The following is a 25,758-nucleotide window of genomic DNA, read 5'->3' on the forward strand; positions in this document are numbered from 1 at the left end:
TACGACCAGCGCCCAAACGGGCGCGTCCGGTCCCATCCTTGGAGCGCGACAAATTTTCGCCGCGGTCCAGGCTGCGTGAGGGTGACACACCCGACCGCGGGGGCCGGTGAACCACGACAGGTAAACAGCGGCGCAGTATCCGGCGCGACGCTCGATCGGCCCACAACCGGGCCCGATCAGCGCGCTGGGGGCACCTAAGGATTGAGACATTCGAAGTCCGGACACGGATTTTGAGAGTGGAGCGAGGGTAGGAGAAGCGTGGCGGGACAGAAGATCCGCATCAGGCTCAAGGCCTACGACCATGAGGCCATCGACGCATCGGCGCGCAAAATCGTCGAGACCGTCGTCCGCACGGGTGCCAGTGTCGTAGGTCCGGTGCCGCTGCCGACTGAGAAGAACGTGTATTGCGTCATCCGCTCTCCGCACAAGTACAAGGACTCGCGGGAGCACTTCGAGATGCGCACGCACAAGCGGTTGATCGACATCCTCGACCCGACGCCGAAGACCGTCGACGCGCTGATGCGCATCGACCTTCCGGCCAGTGTCGACGTCAACATCCAGTAGGGGACCGGCGAACTCATGGCAAGAAAAGGCATTCTGGGTACCAAGCTGGGCATGACGCAGGTGTTCGACGAGAACAACCGGATCGTCCCGGTGACGGTGGTCAAGGCGGGGCCCAACGTGGTCACCCGCATCCGCACGCCCGAGCGCGACGGCTACAGCGCCGTGCAGCTGGCCTACGGCGAGATCAGCCCCCGCAAGGTGAACAAGCCGGTGACCGGGCAGTACAGCGCCGCGGGGGTCAACCCGCGCCGGCACCTGGCCGAGTTGCGGCTGGACGACGAGGCCGCGGCCGGCGAATACGAGGTCGGCCAGGAGCTGACGGCGGAGATCTTCGCCGACGGCAGCTACGTCGACGTGACCGGGACCTCGAAGGGCAAGGGCTTCGCCGGCACCATGAAGCGCCACGGCTTCCGCGGCCAGGGCGCGAGTCACGGTGCGCAGGCGGTGCACCGCCGCCCCGGTTCCATCGGCGGCTGCGCCACCCCCGCGCGCGTCTTCAAGGGCACGCGGATGGCCGGCCGGATGGGCAACGACCGGGTGACGGTGCAGAACCTGGTGGTGCACAAGGTCGACACCGAGAACGGCGTGCTGCTCATCAAGGGTGCAGTCCCCGGCCGCACCGGTGGGCTCGTGATGGTCCGCAGCGCGATCAAACGAGGTGAGAAGTAATGGCGCTCAAGATTGACGTGAAGACGCCGGATGGCAAGGTCGAGGGCTCCATCGAGTTGCCGGCCGAATTGTTCGACGCCCCGGCCAATATCGCGCTGATGCACCAGGTCGTCACCGCGCAGCGGGCGGCGGCGCGTCAGGGCACGCACTCGACCAAGACCCGCGGCGAGGTCAGCGGCGGTGGACGGAAGCCGTACCGGCAGAAGGGAACCGGCCGCGCCCGTCAGGGTTCGACGCGGGCCCCGCAGTTCACCGGCGGTGGTGTGGTGCACGGCCCCAAGCCGCGCGACTACGCGCAGCGCACGCCCAAGAAGATGATCGCCGCGGCGTTGCGCGGCGCGTTGTCCGACCGGGCGCGCAACGGCCGCATCCACGCGGTCACCGAAATCGTCGCCGGCCAAACCCCTTCGACGAAAAACGCCAGGGCGTTCCTGGGCACGCTCACCGACCGCAAGAAGGTGCTGATCGTGATCGGCCGCAGCGACGAGGCCGGCGCCAAGAGCGTGCGCAACCTGCCGGGTGTGCACATCCTGACGCCCGACCAGCTCAACACCTACGATGTGCTGCTCTCCGACGACGTCGTGTTCAGCGTCGAGGCGCTCAACGCCTACATCGCAGGCAACACGGCCAGCACCGAGGAGGTAACGGCGTAGATGGCGACCATCACCGACCCCCGCGACATCATCCTGGCTCCGGTCATCTCGGAGAAGTCCTACGGGCTGCTGGATGAGAACGTGTACACCTTTGTGGTGCACCCCGATTCGAACAAGACGCAGATCAAGATCGCCATCGAGAAGATCTTCTCCGTCAAGGTCGTGTCGGTGAACACCGCGAACCGGCAGGGCAAGCGCAAGCGCACCAGGACCGGATACGGAAAACGCAAGAGCACCAAGCGGGCCATCGTCACGCTGGCACCGGGCAGCAAGCCGATCGACCTGTTCGGGGCCCCGGCCTAGCCGCGCGAGAGAAAGACCTGATGAGACATGGCAATTCGTAAGTACAAGCCGACGAGCCCCGGCCGCCGCGGCTCCAGCGTGTCCGACTTCGCCGAGGTCACCCGGTCGGAGCCGGAGAAGTCGCTGGTGCGCCCGCTGCATGGCCACGGCGGCCGTAACGCACACGGCCGCATCACCACTCGCCACAAGGGCGGCGGCCACAAGCGCGCCTACCGGGTGATCGACTTCCGCCGCAACGACAAGGACGGGGTCAACGCCAAGGTCGCGCACATCGAGTACGACCCGAACCGGACCGCCAACATCGCGCTGCTGCACTACCTCGACGGCGAGAAGCGATACATCATCGCGCCGTACGGCCTTTCGCAGGGCGACGTGGTGGAGTCGGGCGCCAACGCCGACATCAAGCCGGGCAACAACCTGCCGCTGCGCAACATCCCGGCCGGTACCGTCATCCACGCCGTGGAGCTGCGCCCGGGCGGTGGCGCCAAGCTGGCGCGGTCCGCCGGCTCGAGCATCCAGCTGCTCGGCAAGGAGGGCACCTACGCGTCGCTGCGCATGCCCAGCGGCGAGATCCGCCGCGTCGACGTGCGCTGCCGCGCCACGGTCGGCGAGGTGGGCAACGCCGAGCAGGCGAACATCAACTGGGGCAAGGCCGGCCGGATGCGGTGGAAGGGCAAGCGCCCCTCGGTCCGTGGTGTGGTCATGAACCCGGTGGATCACCCGCACGGTGGTGGTGAGGGCAAGACCTCCGGTGGTCGGCACCCGGTCAGCCCGTGGGGCAAGCCGGAGGGCCGCACCCGCCACCCGAACAAGGCCAGCAACAAACTCATCGTCCGGCGCCGGCGCACCGGCAAGAAGCACGGTCGCTAGGAACTTGGGGAGTAACAGATGCCACGCAGCCTGAAGAAGGGCCCGTTCGTCGACGACCACCTGCTGAAGAAGGTGGACGCGCAGAACGAGAAGAACACCAAGCAGGTCATCAAGACCTGGTCGCGGCGTTCCACGATCATCCCGGACTTCATCGGCCACACCTTCGCCGTCCACGACGGGCGCAAGCACGTCCCGGTGTTCGTCACCGAGGCGATGGTCGGTCACAAGCTTGGTGAATTCGCGCCGACGCGCACCTTCAAGGGACACATCAAGGACGACCGGAAGGCCAAACGGCGATGACCACAACTGAATTCCCGTCGGCGGTCGCCAAGGCGCGGTTCGTGCGGGTCTCACCGACCAAGGCGCGCCGGGTCATCGACCTGGTGCGCGGACGGTCCGTGTCCGACGCGCTCGACATCCTGCGCTGGGCGCCGCAGGCCGCCAGCGAGCCGGTGGCCAAGGTGATCGCCAGCGCCGCGGCGAACGCGCAGAACAACAACGGGCTGGACCCGGCCACCCTGGTGGTGGCCACGGTCTACGCCGACGAGGGCCCGACCGCCAAGCGCATCCGCCCCCGCGCGCAGGGTCGCGCGTTCCGGATCCGCAAGCGCACCAGCCACATCACCGTCGTGGTGGAGAGTCGGCCCGCCAAGGACCAGCGTTCGGCGAAGTCGACGCGGGCCCGCCGCGCCGAGGCCAGCAAGGCCGCCGCGAAGGCGCCCGCCAAGAAGGCGGCGTCGAAGGCACCTGCGAAGAAGGCACCCGCCAAGAAAGCCGCGGCGAAGTCCGCTCCGGCCAAGAAAACTACGTCTGAGACTTCTGAGGCGAAGGGAGGCTCAGACTAGTGGGCCAGAAGATCAATCCGCACGGCTTCCGGCTGGGCATCACCACGGACTGGAAGTCGCGCTGGTACGCCGACAAGCAGTACGCGGACTACGTCAAGGAAGACGTCGCGATCCGGCGGCTGCTGTCCACCGGTCTGGAGCGCGCCGGCATCGCCGACGTCGAGATCGAGCGCACCCGCGACCGGGTGCGGGTCGACATCCACACCGCGCGTCCCGGCATCGTGATCGGCCGCCGCGGCACCGAGGCCGACCGCATCCGCGCCGACCTGGAGAAGCTGACCGGCAAGCAGGTTCAGCTCAACATCCTCGAGGTCCGCAACCCCGAGTCCCAGGCGCAACTGGTCGCCCAGGGCGTCGCGGAGCAGCTGAGCAACCGCGTGGCGTTCCGCCGCGCCATGCGCAAGGCCATCCAGTCGGCGATGCGCCAGCCCAACGTCAAGGGCATCCGCGTGCAGTGCTCGGGCCGCCTCGGCGGCGCGGAGATGAGCCGCTCGGAGTTCTACCGCGAGGGCCGGGTGCCGCTGCACACGCTGCGCGCCGACATCGACTACGGCCTGTACGAGGCCAAGACCACCTTCGGCCGGATCGGCGTGAAGGTGTGGATCTACAAGGGCGACATCGTCGGCGGGAAACGCGAATTGGCCGCGGCCGCTCCGGCGGGCGCCGACCGTCCCCGCCGCGAGCGCCCGTCGGGCACGCGTCCCCGGCGCAGCGGTGCGTCGGGCACCACGGCGACCAGCACCGAGGCCGGCCGAGCCGCCGCGGGCGCCGAAGAAAGCGCTGCGCCCCCCGCGGCCGAGGCCGCGCCGGCCGCAGAACCGCAGAGCACGGAGAGCTGAATCATGTTGATTCCCCGCAGGGTTAAACACCGTAAGCAGCACCACCCCCGCCAGCGCGGCATCGCCAGCGGCGGCACGGCGGTGAACTTCGGTGACTACGGCATCCAGGCCCTCGAGCACGCCTACGTCACCAACCGGCAGATCGAGTCCGCGCGTATCGCCATCAACCGCCACATCAAGCGTGGTGGCAAGGTGTGGATCAACGTCTTCCCGGACCGCCCGCTGACCAAGAAGCCGGCCGAAACCCGGATGGGTTCGGGTAAGGGCTCGCCGGAATGGTGGGTGGTCAACGTCAAGCCGGGCCGCGTGCTGTTCGAGCTGAGCTACCCCAACGAGCAGGTGGCGCGGGCGGCGCTCACCCGGGCAATCCACAAGTTGCCGATCAAGGCGCGCATCGTGACTCGAGAGGATCAGTTCTGATGGCAGTGGGAATTTCGCCTGGCGAACTGCGGGAGCTCACCGACGACGAGCTCGCCGAGCGTCTGCGTGAGTCCAAAGAGGAGCTGTTCAACCTCCGTTTCCAGATGGCGACCGGGCAGCTGTCCAACAACCGCCGGCTGCGCACGGTGCGGCAGGAGATCGCGCGTGTCTACACCGTGCTGCGCGAACGAGAACTGGGCCTGGCCAGCGGGCCCGACGGTAAGGAATCCTGATGGCAGAAGCGAAGAAGGCGGCACCGAAGGCGGCCGCGAAGGACGCCGGCTCGAAAGAGAAGGGCCCCAAGCACACTCCCGCCAACCCGAAGGTGCGTGGCCGGCGCAAGATGCGCATCGGCTACGTGGTGAGTGACAAGATGCAGAAGACCATCGTGGTCGAGCTGGAAGACCGCGTGCGTCACCCGCTGTACGGCAAGATCATCCGCACCACCACGAAGGTGAAGGCGCACGACGAGAACAGCACCGCGGGCATCGGCGACCGCGTCTCACTGATGGAGACGCGTCCGACGTCGGCGACCAAGCGGTGGCGGCTCGTCGAAATCCTGGAGAAGGCCAAGTAACCCTGGCATGAGGCGGCCGCGAAAAGCGATCGGAACATTCGCGGCCGCGTTACGCTCGGCGGATGTCGACTGACTCCCGAGCATTTCAAGGCAAGATCGAGCTGGACATCCGGGACTCCGAGCCGGATTGGGGGCCGTACGCCGCGCCGACCGCGCCGGAGAACTCGCCGAACATCCTGTACCTGGTGTGGGACGACACCGGCATCGCGACGTGGGACTGCTTCGGCGGGCTCGTCGAGATGCCCGCCATGACCCGCATCGCCGAGCGCGGTGTGCGGCTGTCGCAGTTCCACACCACCGCGCTGTGCTCGCCGACCCGCGCGTCGCTGCTCACCGGCGGCAACGCCACCACGGTCGGCATGGCCACCATCGAGGAGTTCACCGACGCGTTCCCGAATGCCAACGGCCGCATCCCGTTCGAGACGGCGTTGCTGTCCGAGGTGCTCGCCGAGCGCGGGTACAACACGTACTGCGTCGGCAAGTGGCACCTCACGCCGCTCGAGGAGTCCAACCTGGCGTCGACCAAACGGCATTGGCCGACCTCGCGGGGCTTCGAGCGGTTCTACGGTTTCCTGGGCGGCGAGACCGACCAGTGGTATCCGGACCTGGTTTACGACAACCACCCGGTCAACCCGCCGGGCACACCGGAAGACGGCTACCACCTCTCGAAGGACATCGCCGACAAGACCATCGAATTCATCCGCGACGCCAAGGTGATCGCACCGGACAAGCCGTGGTTCAGCTACGTGTGCCCGGGCGCCGGGCACGCGCCGCACCACGTCTTCGCCGAGTGGGCCGACAAGTACGCCGGCAAGTTCGACATGGGCTACGAGGCCTACCGCGAGATCGTGCTGGAGAAGCAGAAGTCGATGGGCCTCGTGCCGCCCGACACCGAACTGTCGCCGGTCAACCCGTACTCGGACGTCACGGGCCCGCAGGGCGAGCCGTGGCCGCTGCAGGACACCGTGCGGCCGTGGGACTCCCTCGACGATGACGAGAAGAAGCTGTTCTGCCGGATGGCGGAGGTGTTCGCGGGCTTCCTGAGCTACACCGATGCCCAGATCGGCCGGATCCTGGACTATTTGGCGGAGTCAGGTCAGCTGGACAACACCCTGATCGTGGTGATCTCCGACAACGGCGCCAGCGGCGAGGGCGGGCCGAACGGTTCGGTGAACGAGGGCAAGTTCTTCAACGGCTACATCGACACCGTCGAAGAGAGCATGAAGCTGTTCGACCACCTCGGCGGCCCGCAGACCTACAACCATTACCCCATCGGCTGGGCGATGGCCTTCAACACGCCCTACAAGCTGTACAAGCGGTACGCCTCGCACGAGGGCGGCATCGCCGACACGGCGATCATCTCGTGGCCCAATGGCGTTGCCGCGCACGGCGAGATCCGCGACCACTACGTCAACGTCTGCGACATCACGCCCACGGTTTACGACCTGCTGGGCATGACACCGCCCGACACGGTCCGGGGTATCGCCCAGAAACCCTTGGACGGCGTGAGTTTCAAGGCCGCCCTGGATGATCCGGGCGCCGACACCGGAAAGCGCACCCAGTTCTACTCCATGCTCGGCACCCGCGGGATATGGCACGAGGGCTGGTTCGCCAACACCGTCCACGCGGCGACCCCGGCCGGCTGGTCGCATTTCGACACCGACCGCTGGGAGCTGTTCCACATCGAGGCCGACCGCAGCCAATGCCACGACCTGGCCGCCGAGCAGCCGGACAAACTCGAAGAACTCAAGGCGCTGTGGTTTTCCGAGGCGGCCAAGTACAACGGGCTGCCGCTCTCGGACCTGAACATCATCGAGACCATGACGCGATTCCGCCCGTACCTCGTCGGTGAGAGGTCCAGCTACGTCTACTATCCCGACTGCGCGGACGTGAGCATCGGCGCCGGGGCCGAAATCCGCGGCAGGTCGTTCTCCGTGCTGGCCGAGGTGAACGTGGACACCACCGGCGCGGAGGGGGTGCTGTTCAAGCAGGGCGGCGCGCACGGCGGACACGTCCTGTTCATCCAGGACGGGCACCTGCATTACGTCTACAACTTTCTGGGGGAGCGTCAGCAGGCGGTCTCCTCGTCGGGCGCGGTGCCACTGGGCAGGCACCTGCTCGGGGTGAGTTATGCGCGGACCGGAACCGTGCCGGACAGCCACACGCCGCTCGGCGACGTCACCTTGTTCATCGACGACGACGTGGTCGGCTCGCTCGCGGGCGTGCAGACCCACCCGGGTACTTTCGGGATCGCCGGCGCCGGCATCACCGTCGGGCGAAACGGCGGCTCGGGGGTGTCCGACCGCTACAAGGCGCCGTTCTCGTTCACCGGGGGCACCATCGCACAGGTCACCGTCGACCTTTCCGGTCGGCCCTACATGGACGTGGAAGCCGAAATTGCGCTTGCCTTTTCGCGCGACTGAGGTTTTGGCGCTGTGCGTGCTTGCGGTCCCGGCGGTGGGCTGCGAGAAGACCACCGCCGGCACCGCCATCGGTGGAACCGGTTCGGCGACGACATCGACCACGCGGCTATCCGACCCGGCCGAGCCGGTGCCCGGCGTCGAAACGACGTTACCCGACCACATTCCACCCAACGCCCTGGTGTGCTTTCCGCCCCCGCCCGCCAGCGGCTCGATGACCAAGGCCTCCGTCGCGGACCCGGCGGCGCCCGTGCTCACGGTCGCGCTGCCGGACGGCTGGCCGTCCACCCCGGGCACCGGTGACGTCGCGTTGACGTCGGCAGGCCCCGACGGCATGTCGGTGCGCGTGACCATCGCCCGCACCGACCTCGATCCCGGCGGGGCGTTCCTGCGTTATGCCAGCGACGTGCGAACGGCGCGGCCCGGCGTCAAGGTCACCGTCACGGCGGCCCAGTTCTGCGGCTATAGCAGCCAGCTGCTCAGCGGCACCGGCGGAGGAACGGCAGCAAACGACTTCGCCGACCGCATCACCCACGTGTGGACGAACACCCAGGCGTATCTGGTGGTCGTCCATCTGGAGGCGCCCGGCAAATCACCCGGTTTCGAGGCGGCGAAATCGACCGTCACGCAGCAATTCGCCGTCATTATCCCCTGAAATTCGCCGTTCCCCCTGCTAGCATCTGGCCCGTGATGCCTCAATGACCGCCGGGACCCCGGCGCCCCCCGCGCCGCCGGCGCCCGCCAACCACCGCGGCCGGCAAATCGCCATCGCCTTCGGCATCGTCGCGGCCCTGATCGTCATCTACGCCCTGTCGCTGATCGCCGTGCACCTGCTGGCAAAGTCGGCGCCGGCGCTTCCGTCGGTCGACCTGAGCAAGGTGGAGGCCGACGACAGCGTCGTTCAGGTGCGCCTGGAGAAGCTGGACACCGTCGCGAACCGGCTCACGGTGAACGTGACCGTCTATCCCAAGGATTCGTTGTACGACAAGAACTTTGGGGTGCTGACCACCGACGCCGCGGTGCGGCTGTACCCCGACAACGACCTCGGCGACCTGCAATACCCGGTGGGCAAGGCGCCGGCCCAGGTCAGCACGACCATCGTGGCCCACGGCGATCCAGCCAACTGGCCGTTCGACACCTACAAGACCGAGGTGATCGCCGCCGACGTGTTCACCGGTACCGGCGCGAACCGCGAGAAGGCACCCGCGCGCGTCGAGGCGACCGGAAAGCTGGACGGCTGGGACGCCACCGTCACCCGCATCCACGACCCCGAAGACGCCAACCCCGATGTGCAGGACGACATCGTCATCACGTTGCAAAGGTCCAAGGGCGCGTTGATCTTCGACGTCGGCATCTGCCTGGTCCTGATCGCCCTGCCGGTGCTGGCCCTGTGGGTGGCCATTCCAATGGCGTTGGGGCGCACGACGTTCCTGCCACCGTTGGGGACGTGGTTCGCGGCGCTGCTGTTCGCCGTCGTCCCGCTGCGCAATTTCCTGCCCGGTTCTCCGCCGCCGGGTTCCTGGATCGACCAGGCCGTCGTGTTGTGGGTGCTGATCGGGCTGGTGACGGCGATGTCGCTGTTCATCGTCGCCTGGTGGCGGTCCCGCGAGAAAAAGACTCCGAAGAGGGCCTGAGGGCCACTCCGGATCGTCGTCATACCCTTGGGTGGTGCTCACCGAGCTGGTCGACATCCCGGGCGGATCGTTCCGCATGGGCTGCACCAGCTTTTACCCCGAAGAGGCGCCGATCCATACCGTCACGCTGCCCGCCTTCGCGGTGGAGCGGCACCCGGTGACCAATGCTCAGTTCGCCGAATTCGTCTCGGCCACAGGCTATGTGACCATCGCCGAGCGGCCGATCGACCCCGCGCTCTACCCGGGCGCGGACCCGGCGGACCTCGTCCCGGGCGCGATGGTGTTCCGGCCCACGACCGGCCCGGTCGACCTTGGTGACTGGCGGCAATGGTGGCGCTGGGTGCCGGGGGCGTGCTGGCGGCATCCGTTCGGGCCGCACAGCGACCTCACCGACCGGGCCGATCATCCGGTGGTACAGGTGGCCTACCCCGACGCCGCCGCATACGCGCGCTGGGCCGGCCGGCGGCTGCCGACCGAGGCCGAGTGGGAGTATGCGGCCCGCGGTGGAAGCGCGGCGATCTACGCGTGGGGGGACGAGCCCAGCCCCGGCGGCCGGCTGATGGCCAACACCTGGCAGGGCCGGTTCCCGTACCGCAACGACGGCGCGCTCGGCTGGGCGGGCACGTCGCCAGTGGGGACGTTCCCGCCCAACGGGTTTGGCCTGCTCGACATGATCGGCAACGTCTGGGAGTGGACCGCCACGGAATTCTCCGCGCACCACCGCCTCGATCAGCCGCCAAAGGCCTGCTGTACTCCGGCGGGGCCGGCGGATCCGTCCGTCAGCCAGACGCTGAAGGGCGGTTCGCACCTGTGCGCCCCGGAATACTGCCATCGCTATCGTCCGGCCGCGCGGTCACCGCAGTCCCAGGACACCGCGACGACCCACATCGGGTTCCGCTGCGTCGCGCAGCAATCGGAATGCGATCGCCGGGGCGCCGCCGACGGCTGAGGCGAATCCTGGAGCTTCCCCGGTCGGTTATCCACAGCTGGCGGAGTTCGCCAGCCCTTGTCGTACGCCGGTGGCATAATCGAACCTATGTTCGAGTCTAGGGTGTCGTCGGCGGAGGTGATCGCGGCGTTCGACGAGCATTTCGAGCGGCGGTATCCCTCGACGACGCCCGAGTCGGCGCGGTTGTTGGCGGCGGCCGCCGGCTGCGCGCGGGCGGAGAATCGGGCGGTGGCCGCGCAGTTGGCCGCGATCGGGGAGTTGTTCGCCTATCGGTTGTCGCGGTGTGGGGAGACCGAGGACTGGGCGGTGGACACCGAGGCGGCGGTGGCCGCCGAGGTGGCCGCGGAGTTGCGGATCAGCCAGGGGCTGGCGGCCGGCCGGGTGCGCTATGCGCGGGCGCTGCGTGAGCGGCTGCCCCAGGTGGCCGCGGTGTTCGCCGCCGGCGACATCGACTACCGGATGGTGCAGACGGTGGTGTTTCGCACCGATTTGCTCACCGACCCCGACGTGCTGGCCGCGGTGGATGGGCAGTTGGCGGCCACCGTGGCGCGCTGGCCGGCGCTGACGCCGGCGCGGTTGGCCGCGCGGGTGGACAGGATCGTGGCTCACGCCGATGCCGACGCGGTGCGGCGGCGCCGCGACCGCGCGACGGGCCGCGAGGTGTGGATCGGCGACATGGGGGATGGCCTGGCCCGGATCGAGGGGGTGTTGGTCAGCCCGGACGCGCATGCCCTCGACAACCGGCTCAATGCGTTGGCGGCCACGGTGTGTGCCCATGATCCGCGCAATCGCGAACAGCGCCGCGCCGACGCGCTGGGCGCGCTGGCCGCCGGAGCCGAGCGGCTGGGCTGCCGCTGCGGGCGGACCGACTGCACGGCCGGCAAGCGGCCCGCGGCCGGCCCGGTGGTGATCCACGTGATCGCCGAGCAGGCCACCCTCGATAGCGGCGCGGGGACGGCCAGCGAACTGCGCGCGGACGGCCTCATCCCGCCCGAGCTGATTCGGGAGCTGGCCGCGTCGGCGAAACAACTGCCGCTGGTGCACCCCGGCGACGCGCCCCCCGAGCCGGGTTACGTGCCCTCGCAGGCGTTGTCCGACTTCGTGCGGTGCCGGGATCTGACCTGCCGCTGGCCCGGCTGTGATTGCCCCGCGCTGGCCTGCGACATCGACCACACCATCCCCTACAGCGCCGGTGGGCCCACCCACGCCTCCAACCTCAAATGCTTATGCCGCACCCATCATTTGGTGAAGACCTTTTGGGGCTGGACCGAAAAGCAATTGGCCGACGGCACCCTGATCTTGACCTCTCCCGCGGGGCAGACCTATGTCACCACCCCGGGCAGTGCGCTGCTGTTTCCCGGCCTGTGCCGGGCCACCGGGGCGATCGCGACCCCTGAAGCCGATGCTTCCCAGGACTACTGCGGCCGGCGCACCGCGATGATGCCCAGGCGCCGCCGCACCCGTGCCCAAGACCGCGCCCACCGGGTGGCCACCGAACGCCGACACAACCGCGAAGCGCGCCGGGCCGCCTCGGTCACCGCGGCCGACCCCGACCACGACCCACCACCCTTCTAGGCGCAAGATGGCGCCCATGCCCGCGTCGCTGCCGCCGCTGGCCGGCGAGGACCACGTCTGCGTCGCCTGCGGGATGAGCTACCCGGACACGCGAATCGACGATGCGGTCGGCGTCATCGCCGGCCTGCCCGACGCGGTCCGGGCGGCGGTGTCCGCGATCCCGCCCGGGGCGCGACGGATGCGGCCCGGCCCCGAGGTGTGGTCGGTCGCCGAATACCTCTGCCACCTGCGCGACGTGTACGTCAGCTTCACCATCCGGCTCTACCGGGTCCGCACCGAGCACCGGCCCGCCCTGGAACCGATGTTCAACGACCTGCGGGCCCGGCGCTTCCGGTACAACGATTGCGACATCGACGCCACGCTGGGCGAGCTCGCGGCCGCCGCGGCCGGCTTTCGCGACGAGATCGCGCGCGTCAAAGACCACGATTGGGACCGCACCGCGACCCGGCTGCCGGGGGAGGAACGCACCGCCCGCTGGCTGGTGCGCCAGGCGATGCACGAAGGCGTGCACCACCTCGGCGATATCCGGACAATCGGGGAAACCGCTCGTTGAGCCCGCCGTGACCCCCGTCCGGCCGCAAATTTGGCTCTGAGCTGGTCGTCCCCTAGACTCTAGGGGTTGCCTAGGGCAGACCTCGGCCGGTGCGAATCGGCCCCGCGTGCCCTTCGGTGACAAAGACCGCGCATGTCAGGTTATGTGGTGGGCTGTGGCTTGCCTCCTGCCGTGCACACGCAACCAGGTCAGGAGATCGAGTGATTCAGCAGGAATCGCGGCTGAAGGTCGCCGACAACACCGGCGCCAAGGAGATCTTGTGCATCCGGGTGCTCGGCGGTTCGTCGCGACGCTACGCGGGCATCGGTGACGTCATCGTCGCCACCGTCAAGGACGCCATCCCCGGCGGCAACGTCAAGCGTGGGGATGTCGTCAAGGCCGTCGTGGTCCGCACGGTCAAGGAGCGCCGCCGCCCGGACGGCAGCTACATCAAGTTCGACGAGAACGCCGCGGTGATCATCAAGCCCGACAACGACCCGCGCGGCACGCGCATTTTCGGCCCCGTCGGCCGCGAGCTGCGTGAGAAGCGGTTCATGAAGATCATCTCGCTTGCCCCGGAGGTGTTGTAGATGAAGGTCCGCAAAGGCGACACCGTCTTGGTCATCGCCGGCAAGGACAAGGGCGCCAAGGGCAAGGTCTTGCAGGCCTACCCCGAACGCGACCGGGTGCTGGTCGAGGGCGTCAACCGGATCAAGAAGCACACCGCCATCTCGAGCAACCAGCGCGGGGCCCAGTCCGGTGGCATCGTCACCCAGGAAGCCCCGATCCACGTCTCCAACGTGATGGTGGTCGACTCGGACGGTAAGCCCGCCCGCGTCGGCTACCGCCTCGACGAGGAGACCGGCAAGCGGGTTCGCATCTCCAAGCGCAATGGCAAGGACATCTGAGGCTATGACCACCGTAGAAAGCACAGAGAAGGTGCAGCCGCGCCTGAAAGAGCGGTACCGCAACGAGATTCGTGATTCGTTGCAGCAGCAGTTCGGCTACGGGAACGTCATGCAGATCCCGACGGTGACCAAGGTCGTCGTCAACATGGGTGTCGGCGACGCGGCGCGGGACGCGAAGTTGATCAACGGCGCCGTCAACGACCTGGCGCTGATCACCGGGCAGCGGCCGGAAATCCGTCGCGCGCGCAAGTCGATCGCGCAGTTCAAGCTGCGCGAGGGCATGCCGATCGGCGCCCGGGTCACCCTGCGCGGCGACCGGATGTGGGAATTCCTGGACCGGCTCACCTCGATCGCGCTGCCGCGTATCCGCGACTTCCGCGGGCTTTCGCCCAAGCAGTTCGACGGTGTCGGCAACTACACGTTCGGGCTGGCCGAGCAGTCGGTGTTCCACGAGATCGACGTGGACAAGATCGACCGGGTCCGCGGCATGGACATCAACGTCGTCACCTCGGCGACGACCGACGACGAAGGACGAGCGCTGTTGCGGGCCCTCGGCTTTCCCTTCAAGGAGAACTGAGCAGATGGCAAAGAAGGCACTGGTCAACAAGGCCGCGCGCAAGCCGAAATTCGCGGTGCGCGGCTACACGCGCTGCAACAGGTGCGGCCGCCCGCGCGCGGTCTTCCGCAAGTTCGGCCTGTGCAGGATCTGCCTGCGCGAGATGGCGCATGCGGGCGAGCTGCCCGGCGTGCAGAAGAGCAGCTGGTAACAGCCCCAACCCCGAAGACCAACCCAGAACAGGTGCGCGACAGGCCCGGACCGGGAACCACCGCGAGGAAGGTGACAGACACTGTCATGACTGCGACAACGACGATGCAGTGGGGGCACCCCCAGCAGCGCAGCGGCGAGGGGGCCGCAGCGATGAAGAGGAGTGGCGCTCGATGACCATGACGGACCCGATCGCAGACTTCTTGACACGTCTGCGCAACGCCAATTCGGCGTATCACGACGAGGTGACGTTGCCGCACTCCAAGATCAAGGCCAACATCGCCCAGATCCTCAAGAGCGAGGGCTACATCAGCGATTACCGGACCGAAGACGCTCGGGTGGGCAAGTCGCTGATCGTCCAGCTCAAGTACGGACCGAGCCGGGAGCGCAGCATCGCCGGATTGCGGCGCGTGTCCAAGCCCGGTCTGCGGGTGTACGCGAAATCCACCAACCTGCCGCGCGTGCTCGGCGGCCTGGGCGTGGCGATCATCTCGACCTCCTCGGGCCTGCTGACCGATCGTCAGGCAGCCAGACAGGGCGTGGGCGGCGAAGTCCTCGCGTACGTGTGGTGAGGGAGTAGACATGTCGCGCATTGGTAAGCAGCCGGTTCCGATTCCCGCCGGAGTCGACGTCACGATCGAGGGTCAGAACGTCTCGGTGAAGGGCCCCAAGGGCAGCCTGAACCTGACCGTCGCCGAACCGATCACGGTGGAGCGCAACGAGGACGGCGCCATCGTGGTCACCCGGCCCAACGACGAGCGGCGCAACCGCTCGCTGCACGGGCTGTCGCGCACGCTGGTGTCCAACCTGGTCACCGGCGTGACCGAGGGTTACACCACCAAGATGGAGATCTTCGGCGTCGGCTACCGCGTGCAGCTCAAGGGTGCCAACCTCGAATTCGCGTTGGGCTACAGCCATCCCGTGGTGATCGAGGCGCCCGAGGGCATCACGTTCGCGGTCCAGTCACCGACGAAGTTCTCGATCTCCGGGATCGACAAGCAAAAGGTCGGCCAGATCTCGGCGAACATCCGCCGCCTGCGCCGCCCCGACCCGTACAAGGGCAAGGGCGTGCGCTACGAGGGCGAGCAGATCCGCCGCAAGGTCGGAAAGACAGGTAAGTAGTCATGGCGCAAAAACAAGCTGACACCGCCGCGCGAAAGCCGGTGGGGCAAAGCGTATCCGCGACTCGCCGGGTCTCCCGGCTGCGCCGGCACGCCCGGCTGCGCAAGAAGATCGCGGGCACCCCGGAGCGGCCGCGGCTCGTCGTCAACCGGTCCACGCGACACATCCACGTGCAGCTGGTCAACGACGAGAACGGCACGACGGTGGCCGCCGCGTCGTCGATCGAGGACGACGTGCGCGGCATGCAGGGCGACAAGAAGGCCCGCAGCGTTCGGGTGGGCCAATTGATCGCCGAGCGCGCCAAGGCCGCCGGCATCGACACCGCGGTGTTCGACCGCGGCGGATATACCTACGGCGGACGGATCGCGGCCCTGGCCGATGCCGCCCGCGAGAACGGACTGAGCTTCTGATGACCGAGAACAAGACCGGAAGGACCGCATAATGGCGGAACAGTCAGCCGGCGGCCCCGAGGCCCGCGGCGACAACCGCGACTCGCGCGGCGACAACCGTGACAGCCGCGGTCGGCGCGACGGCGGCGGCCGTGGTGGCCGCGACCGCGACGGCGACAAGAGCAACTACCTGGAGCGGGTCGTCGCCATCAACCGTGTCTCCAAGGTGGTCAAGGGCGGTAGGCGCTTCAGCTTCACCGCGTTGGTCATCGTGGGCGACGGCAACGGCATGGTCGGCGTCGGCTACGGGAAGGCCAAGGAGGTCCCGGCCGCCATCGCCAAGGGCGTGGAGGAGGCGCGCAAGGGCTTCTTCCGCGTGCCGCTGATCGGCGGCACCATCACGCACCCGGTGCAGGGCGAGGCGGCCGCCGGCGTGGTGCTGCTGCGCCCGGCCAGCCCCGGTACCGGTGTGATCGCCGGCGGTGCGGTGCGCGCGGTGCTGGAATGCGCTGGGGTGCACGACATCCTGGCCAAGTCGTTGGGCAGTGACAACGCAATCAACGTGGTGCACGCCACCGTCACCGCGCTCAAGCTGCTGCAGCGTCCCGAGGAGGTGGCCGCACGCCGCGGGCTGCCCATCGAGGACGTCGCCCCCGCCGGGATGCTGAAGGCGCGGCGGGAAAGTGACGCGCTGGCCGCCAGCGCGGCGCGAGAGGGAACGGCACCGCAATGAGCCAGCTGAAAATCACCCAGGTGCGCAGCACCATCGGGGCCCGGTGGAAGCAGCGCGAGACCCTGCGCACGCTGGGCCTGCGACGGATCCGCCATTCGGTGATCCGTGAGGACAACCCACAGACCCGCGGCCTGATCGCGGTGGTCAACCACCTCGTCGTGGTGGAGGAGGCCAAATGACCATCAAACTGCACGACCTGAAGCCCGCGCCCGGGTCGAAGACCGCCCGCACCCGGGTCGGTCGCGGTGAGGGCTCCAAGGGCAAGACCGCCGGCCGCGGGACCAAGGGCACCAAGGCCCGCAAGAATGTGCCGGCCACCTTCGAGGGCGGGCAGATGCCGATTCACATGCGGCTGCCCAAGCTCAAGGGGTTCCGGAACCGGTTCCGCACCGAGTACGAGATCGTCAACGTCGGCGACATCGGCCGGCTGTTCCCGCAGGGCGGTTCCATCGGCGTCGACGACCTGGTGGCCAAGGGCGCGGTCCGCAAGAACGCGCTGGTCAAGGTCCTCGGCGACGGCAAGCTGACCGTCAAGGTGGACGTGACGGCGCACAAGTTCAGCGGCAGCGCCCGCGAGAAGATCACCGCCGCGGGCGGCTCGGCCACCGAGCTCTGATCAGCCCAGCCGCGGAATCACTTCCGCGGCAAGGCGTTCCATCTGCTCACGGTTCTCCGGCACGTCGACGCCGACGGGATTGAGCAGCAGGTACTCGGCGCCGGCGTCGATCACCTCGCGCAGCCCGCGCGCGACGTCGCCTGGTGTGCCGGACACCGGAACGTCGTCGACTCCCGGCATCTTGCCGTAGATCCGCCGCAGCCCCGCGAGCACACGCTCGCGGGCGCGCGCCGCGTCGTCGTCGACCATCAGGTAGACACGCTTGCCGATGGTGAAGTGCGCCGGGTCCTTTCGCTGTTCGTCGAGTTCGCGGCGCACCACGGTGACGGCCCCGGCGAACGCCTCGGTGGTCGACGAACCGGCGCCCATAAACGAGTCGCCGAGGCGCACCGCCCGGGCCAGGGCCTTGGGGGCCAGCCCGCCGAACCAGATGGGCGGGTGCGGCCGCTGCACGGGCTTGGGCGCAATCGGCACGTCGTCGACGTCGCGGAACCGGCCGTGGAAGGTGACCCGCGGGTCGTCGGACCAGGCGGCCTTCATCAGCTGGAGGCCCTCGGTGAAATACGAGATGTACGTGTCCTTTTCGACGCCGAACGCCGCGAACCGGCGAAAGCCGCCGCCGGTCCCCACGCCGACGTCCAGCCGCCCGTGGCTGAGCCGGTCGACGGCGGTGACGGACGAGGCCAGCTGCAGCGGATCGTGCAGCGACGTCACCAGGACGGCGACCCCCAGGCGCAGTCGCTGCGTGCAGGCCGCGCAGTAGGCCAGCAGTTCCAGCGGCGCCAGCAGCGGTGCGTCCCCGATGATCTGCTCGAGCACCCACCCGCCCTCGAACCCGAGCTGCTCGGCCCGGACCAGGTAGTCGCGCAGCCCGTCGCCGTCGAACCGGTCGTAGTCGAATTGGGGGATGGCGATGGAGAACCTCACCCCACCACCGTACGGCGGCGGTGTCGGTACGCTGCAAACATGTTCGCCTTCCTGCCCTCGATTCCCGGGGTCGACGATGTCCGCGCGCTGGCCGAACGCGTCGACACCGCCCGCCACCACGGCGTACCCAACGGGTGTGTGCTCGAACTGGACCTGCGTTCGGCGCCGCCGGAGACGACCGGGTTCGATCCGTTGGCAATCCTCACCGGCGGCAGGCCGATGGCGCTGCGCGACGCGGTCGCCGCCGTCCACCGCGCGGCCGAGGACCCGCGGGTCGCCGGGCTGATCGCCCGCGTGCAACTGGCGGCCTCGCCGCCCGCGGCCGTGCAGGAGCTGCGCGAGGCCATCGCCGCGTTCAGCGCCGCCAAGCCGTCGCTGGCCTGGGCCGAGACCTACCCGGGCACGCTGTCCTACTACCTGGCCTCGGCGTTTCGCGAGGTGTGGATGCAGCCGTCGGGCAGCGTCGGGCTGATCGGCTTCGCCAGCAACGAAACCTTCCTGCGCGACGCGTTCGACAAGGCGGGCATCGAGCCGCAGTTCGTCGCCCGCGGCCAATACAAGTCGTGGGCAAACCGTTTCACCGAGCACGGCTTCACCACGGCGCACCGCGAGGCCGTCACCCGGATGCTGGAAAGTCTGCAGGAGCAGACGTGGCGGGCGATCGCGCAATCGCGCAAGCTCGACCCCGGCGCGCTCGATACGCTCGCCGACCGGGCCCCGCTGTTGCGTGACGACGCGGTGGCCGCGGGCCTGCTCGACCGGATCGGATTCCGCGACGAAGCGTATGCCCGGATCGCGGAAATGGCTGGCGCCCCAGCTGATTCAGCGGACGATTCGGACGACACCGCCCCGCCGCGGCTATACCTGTCGCGCTACGCCGGTGCTTCGCGCCCTCGGCTGGCCGCACCCAAACCACCGGTTCCTGGTCGCAAGCCCAAGCCCACCCTGGCCGTGATCACGCTCGACGGCATGATCGTCGACGGCCGCGGCGGGCCCCAGTTCCTGCCGTTCGGCGCGGCCACGGCCGGCGGTGACACCATCGGGGCGGCGCTGAGGGAGGCCGCCGCCGACGACTCGGTGTCGGCAATCGTGCTGCGGGTCAACAGCCCCGGCGGCACGATCACGGCGTCGGAGAGCATCTGGCGCGAGGTGACCAGGGCCCGCAAGCGCGGCAAGCCGGTGGTGGCCTCGATGGGTGCGGTCGCCGCGTCCGGCGGTTACTACGTATCCATGGGGGCCGACGCGATCGTCGCCAACCCGGCGACGGTCACCGGTTCGATCGGCGTGATCACCGGCAAGCTGGTGATCCGCGATCTGCTGGAACGGCTGGGGGTCGGCTCGGATACGGTGCGCACCAACGCGAATGCCGACGCGTGGTCGATCGACGCCCCGTTCACGCCGGAACAGCGGGCCCACCGGGAGGCCGAGGCGGACCTGTTCTACGCGGACTTCGTGCAGCGGGTCGCCGAGGCGCGCAACCTGACCACGGAAGCCGCCGAAAGCGTTGCGCAGGGTCGGATTTGGACGGGCGCCGACGCCCTGGACCGCGGGCTGGTCGACGAGCTCGGCGGCTTCCGCGCCGCGGTGCGCCGGGCCAAGGTGCTCGCCGGCCTGGACGAGGACAGCGATGTCCGCATCGTCGCCTATCCGAGCTCCTCGCTGCTGGACATGGTGCGGCCCCGGGCCTCGTCGCAACCGGCCGCCGCGTCGCTGCCGGATGCGCTGGGCGCCCTGCTCGGCCGCACGGTCACCAGTTTCCTGGACAACGTCGAGCGGACGATGAGCGGTGTCAGCGTGCTGTGGCCGGGGCCGTCGCGCTTCTAAGGGCTAACCGGTGAGCCGGCCGCTGATGAAGATGATCTCGCCGAGCGGGTCGTCGTTTTGCGGGGGCGGCACCTCGATGCCCTGGCGGCGGAAGAGCTCCGTTCGGGTGGTGCCGTCGACGTCCCACTTCTTGGACCGCAGGTAGTCCAGGACATGGTTGCGCTCGCCGGCATAGACCAGCGACGCCATGTCGATGTCCACGCCGTGCTCGCGGAAGGAACCGGACATCTCCCGCACCTTGTCGGCATCGAAATCGACGATGCCGGGTACGAATTCGGTCGCGATGGTGCTGCCGGGCGCGCTGAGGGCGGTGATGTTGTCGAACAGCCGGTCCTGGGCCTCCGGCGGCAGGTAGATCAGCAGCCCCTCGGCCAGCCACGCGGTCGGTGCCGCCGGATCGAACCCGGCCGCGCGCAGGGCGGCCGGCCAGTCCGCGCGCAGGTCGATCGGCACGGTACGCCGCGTCGCCGTCGGCTCGGCGCCGATGCCCGTCAGCGTGCTCGTCTTGAACTCGATCACGCGGGGCTGGTCGATCTCGTAGACCACCGTGCCGTCGGGCCACGGCAGGCGGTAGGCGCGCGAGTCCAAGCCGGAGGCGAGGATCACCGCCTGCCGGATCCCACCGCCGGTGGCTCCCATGTTCTGGGCGAAGTAGTCGTCGAAATACTTGGTCCGCACCGCCATTCCGTCGACCATCGCCTGCATGCGCACCTGCGAGGCGTTCTCGATCGCGTCGAGGTCGAGGTCGCCGTCCATCATCTTGGTGAAGAAGTCCACGCCCACCGCGCGCACCAGCGGTTCGGCGAACGGGTCGTGGATCAGGCCGCGGGGATCCTTGGTCGCCATGGCGCGCCCGGCGGCCACCATTGTCGCGGTCGCGCCCACACTGGACGCCAGATCCCACTCGTCGTCGTGAGCGCGTGACATAGCCGAAACCCTAGCCAATCCGCTGGGCGAGCGTCGCGGCGACGTAGCTCAACTCACCGAAGGTGGCCGACATCTCGTCCTCGGGAAATTCGAACCCGTTCTGCGCGTACAACTCCCGGGCCGGGTGGGCCGCCACCCGCCAGCCCCGGGCGGTCAGGTAGTCCACGATGACGTTGCGCTCGCCCCGGTAGAACAGGTCGGCAGCGTTGAGGTTGAAACCGAACCGCTGCCAGCGTTCGCTGATGCGCTGCAGCCGCTCGTCGGAGAAGGCGTTCGGGTCGGGCACGTGCTCGGTGGCCAGCCGGCTGCCCGGCGCGCTGAGCGCCGTGATGTTGTCGAAGAGCCGGTCCTGCGCCTCGGGCGGCAGGTAGGGCAGCAGACCCTCGGCGCTCCACGCGGTCGGCCGGGTCACGTCGAATCCGCCTTCGCGCAAGGCCGCCGGCCAGTCGTCGCGCAGGTCGATGGCGATCGCGCGGCGCTCGGCGGTGGGGGCGGCGCCGAGCCCCGCCAGCGTGTCGGTCTTGAACGCGATGACCTGCGGCTGGTCGATCTCGTAGACGACGGTGCCCGCCGGCCACCGCAGGCGGTACGCGCGGGTGTCCAGGCCCGAAGCCAGTATCACCGCCTGCCGCACACCGTCTTCGGTTGCGCCGGTGAAGAAGTCGTCGAAGAACCGGGTCCGAACGGTGATCTGCTCGGCCCGGGCCTTGCGATTGAACAGTGGGTCATCCTCGAAATCGACCTGCCCGTCCACGATGCGGATGAAGGGATCCAGGCCGACCGCGCGCACCAGCGGGTCGGCGAGGGGATCGTCGAGGAGCGCGTCGGGCCCCTGCGACGCCACCGCGCGGGATGCCGCGACCATGGTGGCCGTGGCACCCACGCTGTGCCCGGGTCCCCAGCTGTCGCCTTCCGTACGTCCCGATTCCACGGTCATGCAATGGCTCCTATTTCTTGTCCAAAGTGCCGCTGACGTAGAGCATTTCGCCCATGCGCATGTCGTCGTCCTCGAGCGGCGGAAGCCCGTTGGCCGAGAACAACTCCCGGATGGTCGCGCCGTCCAGCGCCCAACCGCGCTCGCGCAGATAGGGCGCCGCCTCGTTGCGGTCCCCGAAGTAGACGAGCCCCGCCATGTCCAGGTCGAAACCGTGGGCACGCCAGCGCTCCGAAATGTGCCGCATGCGTTCCTTCATCGTGTCCTCGTCCCCGGGTTCGGGGTTGGGCGCGCTTTCGACGGCCACCTGGCTGCCCGGCGCGCTGAGTTCGGTGATCGTGTCCAGCAGGCGGTCCTGCGCCTCCGGCGGCAGGTAGCCGAGCAGCCCCTCGGCGCTCCACGCGGTCGGCTGGGCCGGGTCGAAGCCGGCGGCCCGCAGCGCGGCGGGCCAGTCGTCGCGTAGGTCTACGGCGACCACGCGCCGCTCGGCGGTCGGGGCGGCGTCGAGCGCGGCGAGGGTGCGCGACTTGAAGTCGATGACCTGCGGCTGGTCGACCTCGTAGACCACGGTCCCGGCGGGCCATGCCAGCCGGTAGGCGCGGGCGTCCAATCCCGAGGCCAGGATCACCGCCTGCTTGATCCCCGCGCGCGTCGCGTTGAGGAAGAACTCGTCGAAGAACTTGGTGCGCACCGCCATGTTGTCGGCCATGCGGGACATGGCGCCGGTGGACCCGGTCGCGCCGTCGTGCGCGTCGTTCAGTTCGTCCGGGTTGACCTCGCCGGTCGCCAGCTTGGTGAGCAGGTCGACGCCGACGGCGCGGACGAGCGGCTCGGCGAACGGGTCGTTGATCAGCGGACGGTCGGCGCGGGTGGCCACGGCGCGGGCGGCGGCGACCATCGTCGCGGTGACCCCGACGCTGGACGCCAGGTCCCAGGTGTCGCCCTCATACCTGGTGGAAGTCATGTTTGCCCCTGTTTTAGAAGTAGTTAAGCTAATATTTAGCCGATTTAACAAGCTTCTCCCACTGTACGCCTCCCGCAGTTCGCGGCAACCTTGACTGATGGCTGATCGGGTGGCGCCGCAATGAGGGCGCTGGTGTACGGCGTGCGGCCGGAGCCCTTCGAGGTCGTCGGGGTGTCCGATCCCGGTTATTTCAGCCGGCAGTTCGCCCGCGTGCACGGCACCTCGCCGCGCGAGTGGCGTCAGAGGGATTCGAAGTCCAGCCAGCGGTCGACGTCGAATGCGTCCTCGACGGCGCGGATCGTCGCACCGCCGCAACCGGGGTAGTGCGCCGGGATCACCGCGGCCTTCGCCCCGACGGCCTCGGTGAATATCCGGCGGCGGGTCGCCGCGGCGGCGGGCGCGTCGACGTCGAAGGCACAGGCGTCGGCGGGCCGGCGGAGTTGCAGCGGGCTGTGCGTGAGGTCGCCGACGAAGACCGCGGGCCGACCCGCGTCCAGCCACAGCACCGAGGAGCCCGGGGTGTGCCCGGGCGCGGGGCGCAGCCGCAGCGAGGCGCTGATCCGGTAATCGTCGGACCACTGGACGAGCTGGCCCGCCGCATCGATGGGCGCAACGCTGTCGGCGAACACCAATTCGTCGCCCCGCTGCTGCGCCGCCTCCTCGTCGCTGCGTGGCGTGCGCCGCGCGGCTGGCCCGTCGGGCGCGAAATGGCGGTAGTCGGCGGCGGGCACCAGGTAGCGTGCGTTGGGGAACGTCGGCACCCACGAGCCGTCGGCGAGGGTGGTGTTCCACCCCACGTGGTCGGAGTGGACGTGGGTATTGACCACGACGTCCACGGTGTCGGGGTCGACGCCCGCGGAGCGCAGCGCGGCCGGGAACGCGGTGTCCAGGTGGTCCAGGGGCGGCATGTGGGGGCGGGGGCGGTCGTTGCCGACGCCGGTGTCGACCACGACCGTCAACCCGTCGACCTCGATGACCCAGCTCTGGATCGCGATGTGCCACTGGTCGGTCGAGGGGTCGAAGAAGTCGGGTACCAGCAGGTCGGCATTGTCGCGCCAGCCGGCCGGCGGCGTGTGCGGGAAGAACCTTGTGCCCAGGTCGAATTGAAGCTCGAGTACGCGCACCACGCGGGCGTGGCCGAACCGGACCGGGCGCATCAGGCGTTGGCGCGCAGGTAGCCGTAGACGCTGGCGAAGTTGCGGTTCACGTCCTCGGGGATGGGCACCGGACCGCCGAGAGCCCTGGCCCCCCAGACGATTTGGGCGGTGCGCTCCACCAGGGCGGTGATGTGCAGCGCCTTGTCCGGCCGGGGGCCCACGGCCACCAGGCCGTGGTTGGCGATCAGCGCGGCGCCGCGGCCGTCGAGCGCCTTGACGGCGTTGGCGCCGACGTCGGGCGTGCCGGACGCGGCGTAGTCGGTGCACCGGACGTCGCCGCCGCAGTACACCGCGAACTCGTCGATGCAGGCCGGAATCGGTTGGTGCGCAATGGCGAACATGGTCGCCCACACCGGATGGCTGTGGATGACGCTGCCGATGTCGTCGAAGGCGCGGTAGCAGGCCAGGTGCAGCTGCATCTCCGAGGACGGGGAGCGGCCGTCGGCGGCCTGCAGCACCGCGCCCTGCGGGTCCACCAGCACCAGGTCGTCGAGCTGCATGTCGCGGTAGTCGACCGACGACGGCGTGATCACGATGTTGCCGTCGTCGCGCCGCGCGGAGATGTTGCCCGCGGTCCCCTCGACGAGCCCCCGGCGCAGCATGTCCTTGGCCGAGTCCAGCACGGCGGTCTCGGCGTTGGCTACCGATTTCATGGGCCCAGCACCTCCGGGTTGACGATGTGGGCGGGCGCGTTGCCGGCCAGCAGCGCCTCCAGGTCGTCGGCCACCATCTGCGCCTGCCGTGCCTCAGTGTTCCACGTGGCGCCGCCGATGTGGGGCGTCAAGACGACGTTGGGCATGCCGACCAGGGGGTGGTCGGTGGGCAGCCATTCGCCGACGAAGTGGTCCAGGCCGGCGGCGGCCACCTTGCCGTCGCGCAGCGCGCCGACGAGCGCGTCGGTGTCGTGCAGCTGCGCGCGGGCGGTGTTGAGGAACACCACGCCGTCGCGCATCGCGGCGAACTGCTCGGCGCCGATCATGCCGACGGTGTCCTCGGTGACGGGGGCATGCATGGAGACGACGTCGGCCTCGTCCAGCAGCTCGTCCAGGCCATGCCGCGCGTCGTCGTTGTAGGGGTCGTGCGCGATGACGCGCAGGCCCAGCCCGGCCAGCCGCCAGCGGGTGGCGCGGCCGACGGCGCCCAGGCCCACCAGCCCGGCGGTGAGCCCGGCGACCTCCCAGCCGCGGAACCGTTGGTAGGGGATGCTGCCGTCGCGAAAGATGTTGCCGCTGCGGACATCCGCGTCGGCGGGCAGCAGTTGACGGGTGGTCACCAGCAGCAGCGCCACCGTCATCTCGGCGACCGCGTCGGCGTTGCGGCCCGGGGTGTTGAGCACCGGGACACCCGCCGCGGTGGCCCCCGCGATGTCGACGTTGTTGGGGTCCCCGCGGGTGGAAGCGACCACCCGCAGCCCCCGCTCGAACACCGGCCCGGCCACCGAATCGCTTTCCACCACAACGACATCGGCGGACTCCGCCGAGATGCGCTCGGCCAGTTGTTCGGCGCTGTAGATCCGCAGCGGGGTCTGCTCGATCCATGGGTCGTAGACCACGTCGACCAGTTCCCGGAGCTTGGCGAAGCCCGCCCCCCGCAAGGGGGCGGTCACCAAGGCGCGCGGTCTTGACGTCACGAACCCCAATG

General features: G+C 69.0%; 35 protein-coding genes. 28 read left to right on the top strand and 7 right to left on the bottom strand.

The genetic code is table 11. The features are described 5' to 3' along the window. Nucleotides 1-258 precede the first annotated feature (258 nt). From rpsJ to rplO, 27 genes are all read left to right on the top strand, one after another. Entirely contained in the window at nt 259-564 is a 306-nt protein-coding gene (rpsJ, locus tag HMPREF0591_RS07330; protein WP_003873519.1) for a 30S ribosomal protein S10, read from the top strand. A gap of 15 nt (nt 565-579) precedes the next feature. Beyond that, nucleotides 580-1,233 carry a 50S ribosomal protein L3 gene (gene rplC / locus HMPREF0591_RS07335; protein WP_007167833.1) on the top strand — a complete coding sequence of 218 codons (654 nt, stop codon included), beginning with the start codon at nt 580-582 and terminating at the stop codon, nt 1,231-1,233. Then, the gene (gene rplD / locus HMPREF0591_RS07340; protein WP_007167834.1) at nt 1,233-1,886 is read left to right on the top strand and encodes a 50S ribosomal protein L4; all 654 of its coding nucleotides are present in this window, start codon (nt 1,233-1,235) and stop codon (nt 1,884-1,886) included. Before rplC ends, rplD begins: the two co-directional genes overlap by 1 nt. Next, nucleotides 1,887-2,189, top strand: a complete 303-nt coding sequence (rplW, locus tag HMPREF0591_RS07345; protein WP_007167835.1) for a 50S ribosomal protein L23 — start codon at nt 1,887-1,889, stop codon at nt 2,187-2,189. 27 nt (nt 2,190-2,216) lie between these two features. Next, on the top strand, nt 2,217-3,059 hold the full coding sequence (rplB, locus tag HMPREF0591_RS07350) for a 50S ribosomal protein L2 (RefSeq protein ID WP_007167836.1): 843 nt from the start codon (nt 2,217-2,219) through the stop codon (nt 3,057-3,059). Nucleotides 3,060-3,077: 18 nt separating this feature from the next. Next, nucleotides 3,078-3,359: a 30S ribosomal protein S19 gene (gene rpsS, locus HMPREF0591_RS07355; RefSeq protein ID WP_007167837.1), complete on the top strand. Its 282-nt coding sequence runs from the start codon at nt 3,078-3,080 to the stop codon at nt 3,357-3,359. Beyond that, nucleotides 3,356-3,904 carry a 50S ribosomal protein L22 gene (gene rplV, locus HMPREF0591_RS07360; protein WP_007167838.1) on the top strand — a complete coding sequence of 183 codons (549 nt, stop codon included), beginning with the start codon at nt 3,356-3,358 and terminating at the stop codon, nt 3,902-3,904. The genes rpsS and rplV overlap by 4 nt, the downstream gene beginning before the upstream one ends. Then, the gene (rpsC, locus tag HMPREF0591_RS07365; protein ID WP_007167839.1) at nt 3,904-4,743 is read left to right on the top strand and encodes a 30S ribosomal protein S3; all 840 of its coding nucleotides are present in this window, start codon (nt 3,904-3,906) and stop codon (nt 4,741-4,743) included. Before rplV ends, rpsC begins: the two co-directional genes overlap by 1 nt. Before the next feature lie 3 nt (nt 4,744-4,746). Continuing rightward, the gene (rplP, locus tag HMPREF0591_RS07370; RefSeq protein ID WP_007167840.1) at nt 4,747-5,163 is read left to right on the top strand and encodes a 50S ribosomal protein L16; all 417 of its coding nucleotides are present in this window, start codon (nt 4,747-4,749) and stop codon (nt 5,161-5,163) included. After that, a complete protein-coding gene (gene rpmC / locus HMPREF0591_RS07375; protein ID WP_007167841.1) occupies nt 5,163-5,396 on the top strand; it encodes a 50S ribosomal protein L29 in 234 nt (77 codons plus the stop codon). The genes rplP and rpmC overlap by 1 nt, the downstream gene beginning before the upstream one ends. Next, entirely contained in the window at nt 5,396-5,740 is a 345-nt protein-coding gene (gene rpsQ, locus HMPREF0591_RS07380; RefSeq protein ID WP_007167842.1) for a 30S ribosomal protein S17, read from the top strand. The genes rpmC and rpsQ overlap by 1 nt, the downstream gene beginning before the upstream one ends. A gap of 62 nt (nt 5,741-5,802) precedes the next feature. Beyond that, on the top strand, nt 5,803-8,163 hold the full coding sequence (locus tag HMPREF0591_RS07385; RefSeq protein ID WP_007167843.1) for an arylsulfatase: 2,361 nt from the start codon (nt 5,803-5,805) through the stop codon (nt 8,161-8,163). Between the two features lie 16 nt (nt 8,164-8,179). Next, on the top strand, nt 8,180-8,815 hold the full coding sequence (locus HMPREF0591_RS33750) for a hypothetical protein (RefSeq protein ID WP_244268793.1): 636 nt from the start codon (nt 8,180-8,182) through the stop codon (nt 8,813-8,815). Between the two features lie 43 nt (nt 8,816-8,858). Further along, complete coding sequence (locus tag HMPREF0591_RS07395; RefSeq protein ID WP_007167845.1) at nt 8,859-9,794, top strand: DUF4436 domain-containing protein; 936 nt, start codon at nt 8,859-8,861, stop codon at nt 9,792-9,794. 34 nt (nt 9,795-9,828) lie between these two features. Further along, nucleotides 9,829-10,743 carry a formylglycine-generating enzyme family protein gene (locus tag HMPREF0591_RS07400; protein WP_050790016.1) on the top strand — a complete coding sequence of 305 codons (915 nt, stop codon included), beginning with the start codon at nt 9,829-9,831 and terminating at the stop codon, nt 10,741-10,743. An 87-nt stretch (nt 10,744-10,830) separates the two neighbouring features. Continuing rightward, the gene (locus tag HMPREF0591_RS07405; protein ID WP_007167847.1) at nt 10,831-12,318 is read left to right on the top strand and encodes an HNH endonuclease signature motif containing protein; all 1,488 of its coding nucleotides are present in this window, start codon (nt 10,831-10,833) and stop codon (nt 12,316-12,318) included. 16 nt (nt 12,319-12,334) lie between these two features. Then, entirely contained in the window at nt 12,335-12,871 is a 537-nt protein-coding gene (locus HMPREF0591_RS07410) for a DinB family protein (protein WP_139093902.1), read from the top strand. A 200-nt stretch (nt 12,872-13,071) separates the two neighbouring features. Then, entirely contained in the window at nt 13,072-13,440 is a 369-nt protein-coding gene (gene rplN / locus HMPREF0591_RS07415) for a 50S ribosomal protein L14 (RefSeq protein ID WP_003403649.1), read from the top strand. Beyond that, nucleotides 13,441-13,758 carry a 50S ribosomal protein L24 gene (gene rplX, locus HMPREF0591_RS07420; RefSeq protein ID WP_007167849.1) on the top strand — a complete coding sequence of 106 codons (318 nt, stop codon included), beginning with the start codon at nt 13,441-13,443 and terminating at the stop codon, nt 13,756-13,758. Nucleotides 13,759-13,762: 4 nt separating this feature from the next. Next, nucleotides 13,763-14,335, top strand: a complete 573-nt coding sequence (gene rplE / locus HMPREF0591_RS07425; RefSeq protein ID WP_007167850.1) for a 50S ribosomal protein L5 — start codon at nt 13,763-13,765, stop codon at nt 14,333-14,335. 4 nt (nt 14,336-14,339) lie between these two features. Beyond that, nucleotides 14,340-14,525: a type Z 30S ribosomal protein S14 gene (locus HMPREF0591_RS07430; RefSeq protein ID WP_007167851.1), complete on the top strand. Its 186-nt coding sequence runs from the start codon at nt 14,340-14,342 to the stop codon at nt 14,523-14,525. A gap of 172 nt (nt 14,526-14,697) precedes the next feature. After that, nucleotides 14,698-15,096 carry a 30S ribosomal protein S8 gene (rpsH, locus tag HMPREF0591_RS07435; RefSeq protein ID WP_007167852.1) on the top strand — a complete coding sequence of 133 codons (399 nt, stop codon included), beginning with the start codon at nt 14,698-14,700 and terminating at the stop codon, nt 15,094-15,096. Between the two features lie 10 nt (nt 15,097-15,106). Beyond that, nucleotides 15,107-15,646, top strand: coding sequence for a 50S ribosomal protein L6 (gene rplF, locus HMPREF0591_RS07440; protein ID WP_007167853.1), 540 nt, complete (start codon nt 15,107-15,109; stop codon nt 15,644-15,646). Nucleotides 15,647-15,687: 41 nt separating this feature from the next. Further along, entirely contained in the window at nt 15,688-16,056 is a 369-nt protein-coding gene (rplR, locus tag HMPREF0591_RS07445; RefSeq protein ID WP_040622028.1) for a 50S ribosomal protein L18, read from the top strand. 31 nt (nt 16,057-16,087) lie between these two features. After that, nucleotides 16,088-16,768 carry a 30S ribosomal protein S5 gene (rpsE, locus tag HMPREF0591_RS07450; protein WP_007167855.1) on the top strand — a complete coding sequence of 227 codons (681 nt, stop codon included), beginning with the start codon at nt 16,088-16,090 and terminating at the stop codon, nt 16,766-16,768. Further along, nucleotides 16,765-16,947, top strand: a complete 183-nt coding sequence (rpmD, locus tag HMPREF0591_RS07455; RefSeq protein WP_007167856.1) for a 50S ribosomal protein L30 — start codon at nt 16,765-16,767, stop codon at nt 16,945-16,947. The genes rpsE and rpmD overlap by 4 nt, the downstream gene beginning before the upstream one ends. Then, the gene (rplO, locus tag HMPREF0591_RS07460) at nt 16,944-17,384 is read left to right on the top strand and encodes a 50S ribosomal protein L15 (RefSeq protein WP_007167857.1); all 441 of its coding nucleotides are present in this window, start codon (nt 16,944-16,946) and stop codon (nt 17,382-17,384) included. The genes rpmD and rplO overlap by 4 nt, the downstream gene beginning before the upstream one ends. On the opposite strand, the gene HMPREF0591_RS07465 is transcribed toward rplO, so the two are convergent. Further along, the gene (locus HMPREF0591_RS07465; RefSeq protein WP_007167858.1) at nt 17,385-18,311 is read right to left on the bottom strand and encodes an LLM class flavin-dependent oxidoreductase; all 927 of its coding nucleotides are present in this window, start codon (nt 18,309-18,311) and stop codon (nt 17,385-17,387) included. Between the two features lie 39 nt (nt 18,312-18,350). On the opposite strand from HMPREF0591_RS07465, the gene sppA reads away from it, so the two are divergent. Further along, nucleotides 18,351-20,135, top strand: coding sequence for a signal peptide peptidase SppA (sppA, locus tag HMPREF0591_RS07470; protein WP_007167859.1), 1,785 nt, complete (start codon nt 18,351-18,353; stop codon nt 20,133-20,135). A gap of 3 nt (nt 20,136-20,138) precedes the next feature. Here sppA and HMPREF0591_RS07475 read toward each other — a convergent pair whose 3' ends face one another. From HMPREF0591_RS07475 to HMPREF0591_RS07500, 6 genes are all read right to left on the bottom strand, one after another. Beyond that, entirely contained in the window at nt 20,139-21,062 is a 924-nt protein-coding gene (locus tag HMPREF0591_RS07475; protein ID WP_007167860.1) for a class I SAM-dependent methyltransferase, read from the bottom strand. Nucleotides 21,063-21,072: 10 nt separating this feature from the next. Then, nucleotides 21,073-21,999: a class I SAM-dependent methyltransferase gene (locus HMPREF0591_RS07480; protein WP_040621358.1), complete on the bottom strand. Its 927-nt coding sequence runs from the start codon at nt 21,997-21,999 to the stop codon at nt 21,073-21,075. Between the two features lie 10 nt (nt 22,000-22,009). Then, nucleotides 22,010-22,960 carry a class I SAM-dependent methyltransferase gene (locus HMPREF0591_RS07485; protein WP_007167862.1) on the bottom strand — a complete coding sequence of 317 codons (951 nt, stop codon included), beginning with the start codon at nt 22,958-22,960 and terminating at the stop codon, nt 22,010-22,012. A gap of 239 nt (nt 22,961-23,199) precedes the next feature. Beyond that, nucleotides 23,200-24,117 (bottom strand): MBL fold metallo-hydrolase, encoded by a 918-nt coding sequence (locus tag HMPREF0591_RS07490; RefSeq protein ID WP_007167863.1) that lies wholly within the window; start codon nt 24,115-24,117, stop codon nt 23,200-23,202. Next, nucleotides 24,117-24,770: an L-fuculose-phosphate aldolase gene (locus HMPREF0591_RS07495; RefSeq protein WP_007167864.1), complete on the bottom strand. Its 654-nt coding sequence runs from the start codon at nt 24,768-24,770 to the stop codon at nt 24,117-24,119. The genes HMPREF0591_RS07490 and HMPREF0591_RS07495 overlap by 1 nt, the downstream gene beginning before the upstream one ends. Beyond that, nucleotides 24,767-25,747: an NAD(P)-dependent oxidoreductase gene (locus HMPREF0591_RS07500; RefSeq protein WP_040622031.1), complete on the bottom strand. Its 981-nt coding sequence runs from the start codon at nt 25,745-25,747 to the stop codon at nt 24,767-24,769. The genes HMPREF0591_RS07495 and HMPREF0591_RS07500 overlap by 4 nt, the downstream gene beginning before the upstream one ends. Nucleotides 25,748-25,758: the final 11 nt, after the last annotated feature.

The organism is Mycobacterium parascrofulaceum ATCC BAA-614, from assembly GCF_000164135.1.
GTDB lineage: Bacteria > Actinomycetota > Actinomycetes > Mycobacteriales > Mycobacteriaceae > Mycobacterium > Mycobacterium parascrofulaceum.

What these genes read in the sequence shown, in the direction of transcription:
- HMPREF0591_RS07480 (WP_040621358.1), bottom strand. Translation starts at nt 21,999, where the DNA reads ATGACCGTGGAATCGGGACGTACGGAAGGCGACAGCTGGGGACCCGGG.
- HMPREF0591_RS07495 (WP_007167864.1), bottom strand. Translation starts at nt 24,770, where the DNA reads ATGAAATCGGTAGCCAACGCCGAGACCGCCGTGCTGGACTCGGCCAAG.
- rplB (WP_007167836.1), top strand. Translation starts at nt 2,217, where the DNA reads ATGGCAATTCGTAAGTACAAGCCGACGAGCCCCGGCCGCCGCGGCTCC.
- HMPREF0591_RS07475 (WP_007167860.1), bottom strand. Translation starts at nt 21,062, where the DNA reads ATGTCACGCGCTCACGACGACGAGTGGGATCTGGCGTCCAGTGTGGGC.
- rplE (WP_007167850.1), top strand. Translation starts at nt 13,763, where the DNA reads ATGACCACCGTAGAAAGCACAGAGAAGGTGCAGCCGCGCCTGAAAGAG.
- rplV (WP_007167838.1), top strand. Translation starts at nt 3,356, where the DNA reads ATGACCACAACTGAATTCCCGTCGGCGGTCGCCAAGGCGCGGTTCGTG.
- rplX (WP_007167849.1), top strand. Translation starts at nt 13,441, where the DNA reads ATGAAGGTCCGCAAAGGCGACACCGTCTTGGTCATCGCCGGCAAGGAC.
- rplP (WP_007167840.1), top strand. Translation starts at nt 4,747, where the DNA reads ATGTTGATTCCCCGCAGGGTTAAACACCGTAAGCAGCACCACCCCCGC.
- HMPREF0591_RS07405 (WP_007167847.1), top strand. Translation starts at nt 10,831, where the DNA reads ATGTTCGAGTCTAGGGTGTCGTCGGCGGAGGTGATCGCGGCGTTCGAC.
- rpmC (WP_007167841.1), top strand. Translation starts at nt 5,163, where the DNA reads ATGGCAGTGGGAATTTCGCCTGGCGAACTGCGGGAGCTCACCGACGAC.
- HMPREF0591_RS07395 (WP_007167845.1), top strand. Translation starts at nt 8,859, where the DNA reads ATGACCGCCGGGACCCCGGCGCCCCCCGCGCCGCCGGCGCCCGCCAAC.
- rplW (WP_007167835.1), top strand. Translation starts at nt 1,887, where the DNA reads ATGGCGACCATCACCGACCCCCGCGACATCATCCTGGCTCCGGTCATC.
- rpsE (WP_007167855.1), top strand. Translation starts at nt 16,088, where the DNA reads ATGGCGGAACAGTCAGCCGGCGGCCCCGAGGCCCGCGGCGACAACCGC.
- rpsH (WP_007167852.1), top strand. Translation starts at nt 14,698, where the DNA reads ATGACCATGACGGACCCGATCGCAGACTTCTTGACACGTCTGCGCAAC.
- sppA (WP_007167859.1), top strand. Translation starts at nt 18,351, where the DNA reads ATGTTCGCCTTCCTGCCCTCGATTCCCGGGGTCGACGATGTCCGCGCG.
- rplD (WP_007167834.1), top strand. Translation starts at nt 1,233, where the DNA reads ATGGCGCTCAAGATTGACGTGAAGACGCCGGATGGCAAGGTCGAGGGC.
- HMPREF0591_RS07385 (WP_007167843.1), top strand. Translation starts at nt 5,803, where the DNA reads ATGTCGACTGACTCCCGAGCATTTCAAGGCAAGATCGAGCTGGACATC.
- HMPREF0591_RS07490 (WP_007167863.1), bottom strand. Translation starts at nt 24,117, where the DNA reads ATGCGCCCGGTCCGGTTCGGCCACGCCCGCGTGGTGCGCGTACTCGAG.
- rpsQ (WP_007167842.1), top strand. Translation starts at nt 5,396, where the DNA reads ATGGCAGAAGCGAAGAAGGCGGCACCGAAGGCGGCCGCGAAGGACGCC.
- HMPREF0591_RS07485 (WP_007167862.1), bottom strand. Translation starts at nt 22,960, where the DNA reads ATGACTTCCACCAGGTATGAGGGCGACACCTGGGACCTGGCGTCCAGC.
- rpmD (WP_007167856.1), top strand. Translation starts at nt 16,765, where the DNA reads ATGAGCCAGCTGAAAATCACCCAGGTGCGCAGCACCATCGGGGCCCGG.
- rplC (WP_007167833.1), top strand. Translation starts at nt 580, where the DNA reads ATGGCAAGAAAAGGCATTCTGGGTACCAAGCTGGGCATGACGCAGGTG.
- rplO (WP_007167857.1), top strand. Translation starts at nt 16,944, where the DNA reads ATGACCATCAAACTGCACGACCTGAAGCCCGCGCCCGGGTCGAAGACC.
- HMPREF0591_RS07430 (WP_007167851.1), top strand. Translation starts at nt 14,340, where the DNA reads ATGGCAAAGAAGGCACTGGTCAACAAGGCCGCGCGCAAGCCGAAATTC.
- rplF (WP_007167853.1), top strand. Translation starts at nt 15,107, where the DNA reads ATGTCGCGCATTGGTAAGCAGCCGGTTCCGATTCCCGCCGGAGTCGAC.
- HMPREF0591_RS07410 (WP_139093902.1), top strand. Translation starts at nt 12,335, where the DNA reads ATGCCCGCGTCGCTGCCGCCGCTGGCCGGCGAGGACCACGTCTGCGTC.
- rpsS (WP_007167837.1), top strand. Translation starts at nt 3,078, where the DNA reads ATGCCACGCAGCCTGAAGAAGGGCCCGTTCGTCGACGACCACCTGCTG.